This window comes from Micromonospora sp. WMMD558, assembly GCF_049315255.1.
GTDB lineage: Bacteria > Actinomycetota > Actinomycetes > Mycobacteriales > Micromonosporaceae > Micromonospora.
In genome coordinates this window covers 4,660,342-4,673,480 of record NZ_CP186061.1, presented here as the reverse complement: position 1 = coordinate 4,673,480, position 13,139 = coordinate 4,660,342, and the positions used below count along the sequence as shown (strand labels likewise).

Here is a 13,139-nt window from a genome sequence, read left to right as displayed (position 1 = left end):
GCGTGCCGGTGGGACGGCCCGGGGACGCGCGGGAGGTCGCCGCCGTGGTCGAGCCCACGTAACACTCCGTTACGCGGCGGGTTCACAGTGTCCACCTAGGGTGGTCGGCGGCCCGGTCACACGACGGCCGGGCCGACGACCGGCCCCTACCCGGGGCCTCGACGGAAGGACACACGATGCCCCTCGCCCAGCGGATCGCCGCGCTCTCCGCAGCGGCCGTCCTCGGCACGACCGCGCTCACCGTCGCGGCCACCCCCGCCCACGCCGCCCCCACCGGGCAGACCACCTCCGTGCTGCTGCTGAGCGTCGTCCCGCACACCACCGGCGCGCCCCGGGCCGCCGCGCTGCGGTGCGAGCCGACCGGCGGCACCCACCCGTACGCCACGTCCGCCTGCCAGGACGTCGCCGCGGTCGACGGCGACCTGGCCGCGCTGAGCGTCAACACCGGCCTCTGCACCCTGGAGTACGCCCCGGTGACCGTCCGGGCGGTCGGGTTCTGGCGGAACCGTCCGGTGTCGTACGCCGAGACCTTCGGCAACCGCTGCGAACTGCTGCGCGAGACCGGTTCCCTCTTCGCCTTCTGATTCCCGCCGCGCGGCGCCCGCTCCCCCGGGCGCCGCGCGGCCCCTCCCGGGCCTGACCTCAAGCACCGTGCAGGTCGCATGGCGGCATGACGGCCCCGGAGGGAGCCGCGCTCTTCCACGATCTCCCGACGTCCGTCCAGGTCCCGCCGAGTGGGAGAATGGGGCGTTCGTTCGGCAACCCTCAGCAGGAGAAGACGGTCAGCGTGTCGGAAACCGGCCCGGAGAGGCTGCGCGCCGACTGTTCCCGGTGCGTCGGGCTCTGCTGCGTGGCCCCGGCGTTCGCGGCCTCGGCGGACTTCGCGATCGACAAGCCGGCCGGCCGGCCCTGCCCGCACCTGGGGTCGGACTCCCGCTGCGGCATCCACGCGCACCTGCGCGACCGCGGCTTCCCGGGCTGCACCGTCTTCGACTGCTTCGGCGCCGGCCAGCGGGTGACCCGGGTGACGTTCGGCGGACGGGACTGGCGGGACGACGCCGCGACCGCACGGGCGATGTTCGACACCTTCGCCGCCGTACGACCGCTGCACGAGCTGCTCTGGTACCTGACCGAGGCGCTGGCGCTGGACCCGCCACCGGACCTGCGCGCGGCGCTGGCGGACGCGCTCGCCGAGACCGACCGGCTGGCCGGCGGCGACCCGGACACGCTGCGGGCGCTGGACGTCGACGCGCACCGGGGACGGGTCAACCCGTTGCTGTCCCGCGCCGGGGACCACGCGCGCGCCCGGGGCGGCCGACCCGGCCCGGACCGGCGCGGGGCCGCCCTGTTCGGCGCGGACCTGCGGACCGTGAACCTGCGGCGGGCGAACCTGCGCGGGGCGCTGCTGATCGGTGCCGACCTGCGGGGTGTGCACCTGGGCGGCGCCGACCTGACCGGCGCGGACCTGCGCGGAGCCGACCTGCGCGGGGCCGACCTGTCCGCGAGCCTGTTCGTGCACCAGTCCCAGCTCGACGCGGCACGTGGTGACCGGCACACCGTCCTGCCACCGGGGCGTACCCGCCCCGCGCACTGGACGGCGCTGCCGCTGACCCCGGTCCCCCGCCGCCGGCCGACCGCGGCGCGGCGCCGCCCTCGCTGACCGCCCCCACCGCGACCGGTCGACGTCCACGTTTCCACCGGGAAGGGCCGGGTAGGCGGTGCGGGACACGGTCACCATCGCCGACGGGGAGGCACGGGCGTGGGATACCGAGTGCGGCAGGGTGAGCAGCCGGTCGATCCGGAGCACGCCGAGGACGAGGCCGGTCAGGCCCGGCTGGTCCAGGTCGACGCGGACACCGACGTGCCGCCGCCGGACGGGACGACGACGAAACCGGACATCGTGACCGAGGACGACGGGTCCGGCGTGGCCGGGGGGTCCTCGGGCAGCAGCAGCGGCGGGTCCGGCATGCCGGGCCACCCGGACGCCGCCCGCTGACGTTTCCGTCGAGCCTGACGGGGCAGGAGAGCGCCATGACCGACCAACACCGTTTCGACCTGGCCGACACCGACGAGCCGGACGGCGCCACCGCGATGGAGGCGTCGCTGCGGCCGCCGGGTGAGTCCCTGCACACCACCGAGGACGTCGGCGACGACTTCGAGGACCTGCCCGCCGAGGACCGGCGGTCGGCGCGGGAGGTCAGCCGCGCCGGGTACGACGTGGCGGAGGTCTCCGGCACCACCGACCCGAACCGGGAGTGAGGCCGGGCCGCGCGGCGCGGCCCGGCTCAGCGCCCGGTGTGACAGAGGAGGCAGGTCACCCGGCCGGCTCGGTCGCGGGACTCGCACCGGCCGGGGCCGCCGTTCCGGCGACCGGCGCGGGCTCGCCGGGAGCGGTGAGGGGTCCGGTTTCGGGGAAGTGGCAGGCGGTGGCCTGCCGGCCGCCGTCGCGGGGGGTGAGGTCGGGTTCCTGGGTGGCGCAGATGTCGCGGGCTTTCCAGCAGCGGGTGCGGAAGCGGCAGCCCGACGGCGGGTCCAGGGGTGTGGGCACGTCGCCGGACAGGCGGATGCGCCCGGCCGGGCCGAGCCGGGTCACGTCCGGGATCGCCGACAGCAGGGCCCGCGTGTAGGGGTGCTGGGGGCGTTCGTAGATGTCGGTGCGGTCGCCGATCTCCACCACCCGGCCCAGGTACATCACCGCGACCCGGTGGCAGAAGTGCCGCACCACGGCCAGGTCGTGGGCGATGAACACGAACGCCAGCCCCAGGTCGCGTTGCAGGTCACGCAGCAGGTTGACCACCTGCGCCTGGATCGAGACGTCCAACGCCGACACCGGCTCGTCAGCCACGATCAGCCTCGGCTGCAACGCCAGCGCGCGGGCGATACCGATGCGCTGCCGCTGCCCGCCGGAGAACTCGTGCGGATACCGGTTGTAGTGCTCCGGGTTCAACCCCACCAGTTCCAGCAGCTCCCGCACCCGGGCCCTGGTCCCGCCGGGCGGGGTGATCCGGTTGACCTGCAACGGCATCGCCACGATCCGCCCCACCGTGTGCCGCGGGTTCAACGACGCGTACGGGTCCTGGAAGATGATCTGCAGCTGCTGCCGCAACGGCCGCAACCCACGCCGACCCAGATGCGTGATGTCCCGCCCCGCGAACTCGATCGACCCGGCGGTCGGCTCCAACAACCGCACCAACATCCGACCCGTCGTCGTCTTCCCACACCCGGACTCCCCCACCAGACCCAGCGTCTCCCCAGCCCGCACCTCGAAGTCCACCCCGTCGACCGCGCGCACCAACCCCGCCGCCCGCAACCCCGTCCGCACCGGGAAATGCTTGGTCAACCCCCGCACCCGCAACAACGGCTCCTGGTCCTGCGCCACCCGCACGACCTGCTCCGGCACGCTCATCGCGCCACCCCCACCTCGGCGACCTCGTCACGGTAGATGTGCTGCCGCTCGGCCTCCGGCAAGTGGCAGGCCACCAGGTGCCCCCGCTCCCGCACCTGCCGCAGCTCCGGCACCTCGCTGAACGAGCGGTTCCCGTTGCGGCCCGCGTAGCGGCAGCGGGGATGGAACGCACACCCCGACGGCAGATTGATCAACGACGGCGGATTGCCCGGGATCGGCACCAGGTCCGCCGCCGCGTCACCGTGCAACGACGGCACGCTCGACAACAACCCCCACGTGTACGGATGCTGCGGCCGCCGCAACACCTGCTCCACACCCCCGTGCTCCACCCCCCGACCGCCGTACATCACCAACACCTCATCCGCCACCTGGGACACCACCCCCAGGTCATGCGTGATCAAAACGATCGCCGACCGGAACTCCGCCTGCAGATCCGCGAGGAGATCCAGAATCTGCGCCTGCACCGTCACATCCAACGCCGTCGTCGGCTCATCCGCGATCACCAGATCCGGATCGTTCACCAACGCCATCGCGATCATCGCCCGCTGCCGCATCCCACCCGAAAACTCATGCGGGTACTGCTCGAACCGGCGCCCCGGCTGCGGAATCCCCACCCGGCCCAGCATGTCCACCGCCCGCCGCCGCGCCTCCCGCCGCCCGGCATCCGGATGATGCACCCGGTACGCCTCAGCGATCTGCCGCCCCACCGAGTAGTACGGATGCAACGCCGACAACGGATCCTGGAAGACCATCGCCATGTCCCGGCCCCGCAACCGGCGCACCTCCTCTTCGGACATCCGCACGAGGTCGCGTCCGGCGAGCAGGATCCGCCCGGAGAGCCGGGTGCGGCGGGGGTCGTGCAGGCCGAGGATCGCCAGGGACGTCACGCTCTTGCCGGATCCGGACTCGCCGACGATGCCGAGGGTGCGCCCCTGCTCGACGGCGAACGACACCCCGTCGACCGCCCGGACCACGCCGTCGGCGGTGTCGAACCACACCCGCAGGTCCTCCACCTGGAGGTAGGGGCCGGACCGGTGGCCGGCCGGCACGGTGCTGGTGGTCATTTGGTCTCTCCTCGTCAGCTCAGTCGCACCCGTGGGTCGATGACCGCGTACAGCACGTCGACGACGATGTTGGCGATCACGATGAAGATGGCGGCCAGCAGCACGGTGGCCATGACCACCGGCAGGTTCAGGTACTGCACCGCCTCGACGGTGGCCTTGCCGAGCCCTTGCAGGCCGAAGATGGTCTCGGTGATGAACGTGCCGCCCAGCGCGGTGCCGATGTCGAGGCCGGCGATGGTCACGATCGGGGTGATCGCCGCCCGCAGGGCGTGCCGGGTGTGCACCCGGCGCAGCGGCAGGCCCTTGGCGCGGGCGGTCCGGACGAAGTCCTCGGACAGGGTCTCCAGCATCTGCGCCCGGGACAGCCGGGCGTACAGCGCCGAGTTGAGGAAGCCCAGGGTCATCCAGGGCAACAGGAGGCCGAGCGCCCACTTCGCCGGGTTCTCGGTCAGTGGCGTGTAGGTCGGGAAGGGCAGCAGGCCGGTCGCGTACACGAGCAGGTAGAGCAGGATGAGGCCGAAGAAGTAGACCTGCATGGAGGCGCCGGCGAGGCTGACCCCGATGGCGAGGCGGTCGAAGACCGTGCCGCGGCGCAGCGCGGAGATCATGCCGAGGGTCACGCCGAGCAGGATCCAGATGGCGGCCGCGCCGAAGACGATGCTGAAGGTGACCGGGGCGCGCTGGGTGACGATCTCGGTCACCGGCTGGTCGTTGCGGAACGAGTACCCCAGGCAGGGCGCCGGGCACTCGCGTTCGAAGTCGCCCGAGCCGAAGGTACGGCCGACGAAGATCCCGCTGACGAAGTTGGTGTACTGCTCCGGCAGCGGGTCACGGATGCCCAGCCGCTCCTCCACCTGGGCGATGTCCTCGGCGGTGCAGTTCTTGCCGCACATCACCTTGGCCGGGCTGCTGGGCACCGCGAAGAAGAGCCCGAAGGTGACCAGGCTGATGACGATGAGGGTGACGACCGCGACGAGCAGCCGCCGGACGATGAAACGGAGCATCCGTCGAACCTCTCGGGCTGCGGGTGGGGAGCGGACGAGCCGCTCCCCACCCGGGATGTCACTGCTTGACGTGGATGGTGTTGACCTGGATGGCGCCGAAGGCGTCGCTGAGGAAGGCGTTGCCGACCTTGGAGCCGTGCAGCACGTACGTGGCGTCGTAGTAGACCGGGATGACCGGCACGAACTCACGCATGATCTTTTCGTCGAGCTTCATCCACTCCGCGTCCTGTTCGGCCGCGGGCAGCTTCCGCACCCGGTCGATCTCGGCGCTGATACCCGCGTCGTTGAGGTAGGACAGGTTCTGGTTGCCCTCCGGCCCGATCTCCCGGCCGTCGTACAGCGGCGGGATGATGGTCGAGCCGGTCGGCCAGTCGGAGCCCCAACCACCGAGGTACAGGTCGTACGGGTTGTTCTTCCGGCCGACCTCGTCGTAGTAGCTCGACGACTCGATCGACTTCATGGTGATCTTGAAGCCCCGCTCGGTGAGGCTCTTCCGGATCGCCTCGGCCTGCTGGGTGCGCAGCTCGGTGTTGGCGTGTGCCAGCACCAGCTCCGGCGTCCGCCCGCCCAGCAGATCCTTCGCCTTCTGCGCGTCACCGGTGGGCGGCACGCCGAAGGCGTCGTACTGCTTGAACCCGGCCGTCGTGGGCGACATGAGCGTGGTGGCTGGCGTGCCGGCGGCCTGGCCGCCGATCGCCTTGAGCGCCGCGTCCTTGTCCACCGCGTAGTTCAGCGCCTTGCGGATGTTGAGGTCGGTGACCCGCTGGGTGTTGATGTTGAGCACCCAGGTGTACTGCGTCGGGCCCTTGACCACCCGCTCGGCCACCGGGCCGGTCGTGGTCCGGGACAGCACCGCGGGCGGCACGTCGGTCCAGGTGAACGCGGTCTGGTCGGCGGGGGCGTCGGCGACGAGACGCTCGGCGATCTGTGCCGCCTCCAGGCCGAACGTGAACCGGAAGCCGTCCGGGTACGCGGTGCGCAGCGGGTCGCTGTCCGGGTCCCAGTTCGGGTTGCGCTCGAGCTCCAGCGCCACGTCCCGCTGGTAGGACTTCACCTTGTACGGCCCGGAGGAGAAGGGCCGCAGGTCGTAGTTGGTCTTCGTGTCCTTCGCCGCGGGCACCGGCGCGGTGGTGGCCATCGCGGCGGCGTACGGCATGTCGCAGTGCGGCTCGGGGAAGGTGAACCGGATCGTCTTGTCGTCCGGCGTCTCCACCCCGTCCGGCGCCGGTTTGCCGCCGTCGTACGGCCCCTTGTAGGTGGCGTTGTACTCGCCGCCGGGGTAGAGCCACTGCTGGATGTAGTGGGGTCCCTCGTTGAGCTGCGGGGCGAACGACCGCGCGACACCGTGCGCGACGTCCTTCGAGGTGACCGGCGAGCCGTCCTCGTACTTCAGCCCGTCGCGGAGGGTGAACTCCCAGACCTTGCAGTCGCCGTTGACGTCCTTGCCGGGATCCCGGGCCAGGTCGCCGACGAGGAGCATCTCGCCGGTGCCGTTCTCCTTGTAGCCGGTCAGGGACCGGTAGATGAGGCCGGTGGTCAACTGCTGGACGTTGACGTAGTTGCGGGCCGGGTCGAGGTGCTCGAAGTCGAATTCCCGCAGGACGGTGATGGTCCCGCCCTTGGTGGCGCCCTCGACGGCCTTCGCCGGGCCCTGGTTGTCGGCCGCCTCGTACGAGATTGAGCCGGTCTGGGTCTTCGCTTCCTCGTTGCCGTTGCCGGTGCCGCCGTCCTCGGTGGTCCGGGTGCATCCCGTGGCGACCAGCGCCACGGACAGGACACCGATCGACAGTGTCCGGATCTTTCTACGCACGGTGCTTCTCCCTTCTTGCCCGGCCCGGGCCGCGCGAGGCCCGCCGTCCGCCGGGCGAACGGTTGGTGATCGGATTTCGGTTACCGGGTGGACCGGGGGTCCAGGGCGTCCCGCAGCGCGTCACCGAAGAGGTTGAACGCCAGGACGAGAATGAAGATCGTCAATCCGGGAAAGAGCGTGTACCACGGGTCGCTCGCCACGTAGCCGATGCTGTTGTAGATCATGCGACCCAGGTCCGGGGTGGGTTCGGTGACGCCGATGTTGACGAACGCCAGGGCCGCCTCGATGGCGATGAACTGCGGCACGTTCAGCGACAGCGTGACCAGGATCGGCGCCCAGATGTTCGGCAGGAACTGGCGCAGCAGGAGGTGGCCGGTCCCGGCGCCGGCGGCCCGCGCCGCGTCGACGAACTCCCGCTCCCGCAGCGAGATGACCTGGCCACGAACCAGCCGCGCCGTGTACGTCCAGCTGAACAGCCCGAACGTGGCCACGATGAGGGCGATCCGGAAACTCGGGGGCGGCGCCTCCCGCTCGGTGAAGAAGCGGTCCTCGACGATCGGGATGACGGCGAGGGCGAAGATGAGGAACGGAAAGGCCAGGGTCACGTCGATGAACCAGTTGACGAGACCGTCGAGCCAGCCCCGGGCGTACCCCGCGACGACGCCGACGGCCACCCCGATCAGCGACGCCAGCAACGCCGAGACGAAAGCGATGAACAATGACGTACGCAGGCCGTAGACCAGTTGCATGAGGATGTCCCGACCGCTGCCCGGTTCGAGTCCGAGCAAATGGTCGGCACTGATCCCGCCGGCGTAACCGAGCGGCATCCCGAAATCGTTCAACCGGTCGACGAACTTGTCCGTCGGATCGATGCCGGTGAGCCACTTCAGCAGCGGGGCGGCGAGCGCCACGACCATGGCGACGACCAGCGTGACCGCGCTGAGCAGGGCGGTCCGGTCCCGCTTGAGCCGGAGCCAGGCGAGCTCGCCGGGTGAACGGCCGACGATGTCACGGTTTGCGGCGCCGGCCGGGGTGTCGGCGGGCGAGTTCACCTCCGCCACCGGCTCGGTCGGCTCCCCCGCCAGGGAGAGGGACGGCGGGTGGGACATGTCGCTCATCGCGGGCCCCTTCGTCTGCGGAACTGCCATCTGCGCCGACGATAAGCGAATTCGAAAGGGCGAAAAGAATCGTTCGGATAACGGCCGGATCGGTTGTCATGCATCCACAACGGTTTGGCAACGGCACCGGCTCCTTGCCGTAACGGGGCCCTTCCGTTGTCATCCGTTCGGTCAGATCCGGGTCAATGCGCAACGCGACGACCACGGCAGCGGTTGTCATCCGCGCATTTCATTTCCATGTCGGTTCCTCGACGCCGGGCCGCGGGAAAGCCGGCCGACGACCACGAGGGCCGGCGACGGTGTCAGCCGTCGGAGCGGGAGGCCCGGATCGGCGGGGCGCCCGTGACGGGCGGAGGTACGGTCCACGTCGCCCGGCGGCGGGACGGCACCAGGCGGTCCCGGAGCCGGGCGGCGGCGTCACCGGCGGTCGCGGCGACCATCGGCAGCAGGCGCGTGGAGCTCATCACCGCGACCTCCTCGGCCGGCGTGGTGGCGCCGTCGAGGAAACGCAGCACCCGCTCCGGCGGGTTGCGGTCGAACAGCCGGTCGAAGAAGTCGGGGCCGCCCACGCCGCCCCGGTCCAGCGCCCGCAGCGCGACCGCGTCCATCCACAGGTGACGGCGGGGGTACGCGGGCGCCGGCACCGGCGGCCGGCCGGCGCCCAGCGCACGGGCCACCTGGTCGGCCTGGCGGTGCATGGCGGAGAACGTGAAGCCGGTGGACGGGCGGGTGGCGCCGCCGGCGGTGCCGAGGCGTACCACCCGGAGCGAGGGCCGGGGCTCGAACGGGCCGTCGGTCATCGGGATCACCCCGTTCTCGACCTCCCGCACGGTCAGCCGGGCCGGATCCAGGCCCAGCAGATCCCGGTACGCCACCAGCGCCGCGTCGTAACCGGAGTCGGTGAGCAGGCCGGGGGTGAACTCGGTGTACTCCACGAGCGCGTACCGGTCACTGACCGGAAGCACGTACCCGAAGGAGACGCCCCGCGCCGGCTGCGGGGTGCGGAAGTCCATCAGCACCGCCCGCCGCGGGTCGAACACCGGCCGGTCGGCCGCCACCCACCACCCCCGGAAGTGCTGGAGCCAGTTGGTGCGCCCCGGCCGCCGGGGCGGGCGGGGCCGTGAGTCGAGCACCCAGGACGCCCGGAACGTCGACCCGGCCGCGTGCACGGTGACGCGTTCGCCGTCGTCGTCGAGGGCCTCCGCCGGGGCGACGACGCGGATCACGTCGAGGCGCTGCTCGGCGGCGGCAGCCCGGTCGTAGACCGGGCCCGAGCGCAGCATGGCGTACCGCAGCGGGGTGAGGTCCAGGACGCGGCGCCGCGCCGGCGTCGCCACCTCTACCTGCGACCAGCTCGCCGCGAGCAGCGGATCGAGGTCGTCGTCGGGCCGGCCCCAGAACGCCCAGGTGCGGTCCTGGCCGCGGCGGTGCACCGGGTCGACGACCGCGACCCGCAGGCCGCGCACGCGGTGCCGGTCGAGGGCGGCAAGCACGAGCGACGCGGCGCCCCCGCCGCCGACCAGGGCGAGGTCGACGTCGACGGGCGCGGCGGTGTGCACCCGTCCACGCTGCCACACGGACGCCGGGGGCCGACCGACGGCCTTGGTCCACTCGATGCCGGCGGCTTCGCGCGGTCCGGCGGTACCGACACCGCCGGGCCGGCGGCATCGGGTCATTCCGGGCCATCGGCCCACGGGTGACCGCCCGGCCCCGGGCGGCATCGACCGGAGCAAGCCACGCGCACGCCCCGTCCCGGCATATCCGCTGCTGCCTCCGCCTCGCGGGTGGACACGTGACGGCAACGAGGATTTCTCATTTTCACCGGATCGAGGGCCCAACCCTCCTAGTGTTGGGCACACCGGTGCTAGTCGCGGAGTTGGCCACCCGAACGACGTCCCACCCAACTGCGGACGAAGAGTGAGGGAAGACGCGTATGAAGGCGAAGACAGTCCTCGTGTCGGCGGCGGTCGGCGTCGGCCTCGGCACGCTCCTGCTGCCCGGCGCCGCGTGGGCGGAGACGACCGTGTCGCCGGCCACCACACCGGCGGGCGGGACGATCGTGTCGCCGGCCACCACCCCGGTGGGCGGAACGGTCATCCTCACCGCCACCACCTGCAACCCGAAGTCCGGCGACGCGATCTTCCGCGTCACCGGCCCCAACCGTGACATCAACGTCCGCTCCACCACGGCCGCGGCCGGCGGCGGGCTCAGCGCGGAACTCTTCACCGCCGGCTTCACGCTCGGCACGTACACGGTGACCGCAACCTGCGGCGACGGAAGCGCCGCCGGCACGGCCACGTTCACGGTCACCCCGATCGGCGGTGCCCAGGCCGGGGGCGGCACGCCCGGTGACCGCACCGGCTCCGTCGCCGCGGGGGTCGCGCTCCTCGGCTCCGCGGCCGGCGGCGCGCTCATCCTGGCCCGCCGCCGCCGGCACGCGGTCACCGCCGCGACCGGCTGAACCGGGCCCGTCCATCCCTGGATACGGGTGCCCGCCCGGCGAGCCGCCGGCGCGGGCACCCGGGCGACGCGCGTACGGAGGTGGGAGGTGTCCCGACGCCGGCCCGGCTGGGCGGTCCGAGTCGTCGCCCTGCTCGCCGCCGCCGGACTGGGCCTGCTGACCAGCGGACTTCCGGCGTCCCCGCCCCGGCCCCGGCCGGGCGACGCCCCGGCCGGCGCGCGCCCCGCGACCCCGCTGCCGCCCCTGCCCCGGGCCGAACCCGTCGAGGTCCGCATCCCGTCGATCGGGGTGCGGGCGCGGCTCGTACCGGTCGGCGCCGACGCCCGCGGGGAACTCGAGGTGCCGCCGCTGGACCGGCCGGGCATCGCCGGGTGGTACCGACACGGCGTCACGCCCGGCGAGACCGGCAACGCCGTCGTCGTCGGCCACGTCGACACCACCGCCGGTCCGGCGGTCTTCTTCGACCTGGGGCGGCTGCGCCCCGGTGACACCGTCCGGATCGCCCGCGCCGACCGGAGCGTCGCCACCTTCGCCGTCGACGGCGTCGCCGCGTACCCGAAGGAACGGTTCCCCACCGCCCTGGTCTACGGCCCGAGTACCGCCGCCGGCCTGCGCCTCGTCACCTGCGGCGGCCGCTTCGACCCCGACCGCCGCAGCTACGTCGACAACGTGATCGTCTCCGCCACCCGGGTGCCGTGATCCGGAGCGGGCCCTCCCCGCCCAACGGCCTCAGTCGTCGTCCTTCTCCTCGTCCTGCTTCTCGTCGTCCTTGTCGTCCTTTTTGCCATCCTTCTTGTCGTCGTCCTTCTCGGCCGGGGTGTTCTGGCCGGCCACGGAGAGCACGGAGCCACAGGTCGCGCCGTCGAGCTGGAACCGGCCCGGCAGGGAGTTCACACCCCGGTAGGTCCCCTCCACGGTCGCCGTACGGGACGTCGCCGCCGGCAGCTCACCGATTCGCGCCTGCACCGAGTTGCCCGCCTGCCGCCAACCACCGGGTGAGCCCCGTAGGAGCCGCTGTTCACCGGGGAGGGCGAAGGTGAGCCGGCCGGCGCGGAACGGGACGGTTCCGGTGTTGGCGACGCTGACCGCCGCGGCGAACCGGCCGTCGGCGGCCCGACGGACGGTGTATTCGACGGTGCACTCCGGCGCGCGCTCTCCCAGCGCCGCCACGGCCGCCGGCGGGGCAGCCAGCGTCCGGTCTGCCCGGCCGGTGTCAGCCGAGAACGGCGCCGCCACCACGACGCCGGCGGCCACCAGGGCGGCGGCACCGGTGCCCGCGACAGCCGCCCGCCGGGCGGACGGCATGTGCCGCCAGCGACGCAGCGGCGCGTCCAGGGGGCGGCCCGCCCACCAGGCCGCAGCGGCGGCGACCCGGCCCGGCAGGTCCACCGCGGTACGGGTCCGGGTGGCCGCACCGGCGTCGCCGGCCTGGGGCAGCAGGAGGGTGGCGGGAGCCAGGCCCGCCACGGAACCGAGGGCCTCCGCGACGTCGGCCGCCAAAGGGCGCCGGTCCGGGTCCTTGTCCAGGCATCGCCGGCACAGGTCACCCACCTCGGGCGGCAGGTCGGCGATCCCCGGCAGTGGCGCCGGCTCCTGGTAGCGGTGGGCGGTCAGCATCTGTGTGGTGGTGGCGGCCTGCCACGGCAGCCGGCCGGCCAGGGCGCGGTACAGCAGCAGGCCGAGGGCGTACACGTCGGTGGCGGGCCGTACGGCGCCGCGCTCCAACCGCTCCGGCGCCAGGTACGCCGGCGTGCCGTACAACTGGCCGCCGGCCTCGGACTCCCCCGACGTCGCCGAGATGCCGAAGTCGACCAGCCGCACCCCGGCGCCGGCGACCACCACGTTGCCGGGTGTGACATCACGGTGGACCACACCCTGTTCGTGTGCCGCGGCGAGCGCGGCGGCGACCTGGGCGCCGATCAGCACGGCCACCCGCCACGGCAACGCGCCGCCGGTGAGCAGCTCCGCCAGCGACCGCCCCTCGACCACCTCCATCACCACGTACGGCAACGGGGCACCGTCGCCGGTCGCGTCGCCGTAGTCGTACACGGCCACGATGTTCGGATGGCGCAGCCGGGCGGCCGCGCGGGCCTCCGCGCGAATGCGGTCCAGCAGCTGCGGGTCGGCGGCCAGGTCGGACGAGAGCACCTTGACCGCGACGTCCCGCCCCAGCACCTCGTCGTGGGCCCGCCAGACCACCGACATGCCGCCCGCGCCCAGCCGCTCCCGCAGCCGGTACCGCCCGCCCAGCAGAGATCCGGTGTCCATAATCCGTA

At 72.7% G+C, this 13,139-nt stretch carries 13 protein-coding genes; 6 read left to right on the top strand and 7 right to left on the bottom strand.

Translation table 11 applies throughout. From position 1 onward, the window contains the following. Window positions 1-176 precede the first annotated feature (176 nt). The 4 genes from ACN26Y_RS22115 to ACN26Y_RS22100 all read left to right on the top strand — a co-directional run bounded on the left by ACN26Y_RS22115 (window position 177) and on the right by ACN26Y_RS22100 (window position 2,259). Complete coding sequence (locus tag ACN26Y_RS22115) at window positions 177-584, top strand: SSI family serine proteinase inhibitor (protein ID WP_155332122.1); 408 nt, start codon at window positions 177-179, stop codon at window positions 582-584. Window positions 585-787: 203 nt separating this feature from the next. Next, on the top strand, window positions 788-1,660 hold the full coding sequence (locus tag ACN26Y_RS22110; protein WP_422734962.1) for a pentapeptide repeat-containing protein: 873 nt from the start codon (window positions 788-790) through the stop codon (window positions 1,658-1,660). 99 nt (window positions 1,661-1,759) lie between these two features. Beyond that, window positions 1,760-1,996, top strand: coding sequence for a preprotein translocase YidC (locus ACN26Y_RS22105; protein ID WP_155332121.1), 237 nt, complete (start codon window positions 1,760-1,762; stop codon window positions 1,994-1,996). Between the two features lie 35 nt (window positions 1,997-2,031). Continuing rightward, a complete protein-coding gene (locus ACN26Y_RS22100; protein WP_155332120.1) occupies window positions 2,032-2,259 on the top strand; it encodes a hypothetical protein in 228 nt (75 codons plus the stop codon). Between the two features lie 55 nt (window positions 2,260-2,314). Here ACN26Y_RS22100 and ACN26Y_RS22095 read toward each other — a convergent pair whose 3' ends face one another. The 6 genes from ACN26Y_RS22095 to ACN26Y_RS22070 form a co-directional block, all read right to left on the bottom strand. Next, a complete protein-coding gene (locus tag ACN26Y_RS22095; RefSeq protein WP_155332119.1) occupies window positions 2,315-3,406 on the bottom strand; it encodes an ABC transporter ATP-binding protein in 1,092 nt (363 codons plus the stop codon). Next, on the bottom strand, window positions 3,403-4,470 hold the full coding sequence (locus ACN26Y_RS22090; RefSeq protein ID WP_422733456.1) for an ABC transporter ATP-binding protein: 1,068 nt from the start codon (window positions 4,468-4,470) through the stop codon (window positions 3,403-3,405). Before ACN26Y_RS22090 ends, ACN26Y_RS22095 begins: the two co-directional genes overlap by 4 nt. 14 nt (window positions 4,471-4,484) lie before the next feature. Beyond that, window positions 4,485-5,474 carry an ABC transporter permease gene (locus ACN26Y_RS22085; RefSeq protein ID WP_155332117.1) on the bottom strand — a complete coding sequence of 330 codons (990 nt, stop codon included), beginning with the start codon at window positions 5,472-5,474 and terminating at the stop codon, window positions 4,485-4,487. Between the two features lie 58 nt (window positions 5,475-5,532). Next, window positions 5,533-7,284 carry an ABC transporter substrate-binding protein gene (locus tag ACN26Y_RS22080; protein WP_155332116.1) on the bottom strand — a complete coding sequence of 584 codons (1,752 nt, stop codon included), beginning with the start codon at window positions 7,282-7,284 and terminating at the stop codon, window positions 5,533-5,535. Window positions 7,285-7,364: 80 nt separating this feature from the next. Further along, window positions 7,365-8,402: an ABC transporter permease gene (locus tag ACN26Y_RS22075; RefSeq protein ID WP_422733455.1), complete on the bottom strand. Its 1,038-nt coding sequence runs from the start codon at window positions 8,400-8,402 to the stop codon at window positions 7,365-7,367. A gap of 302 nt (window positions 8,403-8,704) precedes the next feature. Beyond that, window positions 8,705-9,961: a lycopene cyclase family protein gene (locus ACN26Y_RS22070; RefSeq protein WP_422733454.1), complete on the bottom strand. Its 1,257-nt coding sequence runs from the start codon at window positions 9,959-9,961 to the stop codon at window positions 8,705-8,707. A gap of 374 nt (window positions 9,962-10,335) precedes the next feature. Between ACN26Y_RS22070 and ACN26Y_RS22065 the strand changes: the two genes are divergently transcribed. Next, a complete protein-coding gene (locus tag ACN26Y_RS22065; RefSeq protein WP_155332114.1) occupies window positions 10,336-10,863 on the top strand; it encodes a hypothetical protein in 528 nt (175 codons plus the stop codon). Window positions 10,864-10,950: 87 nt separating this feature from the next. Further along, window positions 10,951-11,562 (top strand): class F sortase, encoded by a 612-nt coding sequence (locus ACN26Y_RS22060; protein ID WP_155332113.1) that lies wholly within the window; start codon window positions 10,951-10,953, stop codon window positions 11,560-11,562. A gap of 30 nt (window positions 11,563-11,592) precedes the next feature. On the opposite strand, the gene ACN26Y_RS22055 is transcribed toward ACN26Y_RS22060, so the two are convergent. After that, window positions 11,593-13,131 (bottom strand): serine/threonine-protein kinase, encoded by a 1,539-nt coding sequence (locus ACN26Y_RS22055; protein ID WP_422733453.1) that lies wholly within the window; start codon window positions 13,129-13,131, stop codon window positions 11,593-11,595. Between the last annotated feature and the right edge of the window lie 8 nt (window positions 13,132-13,139).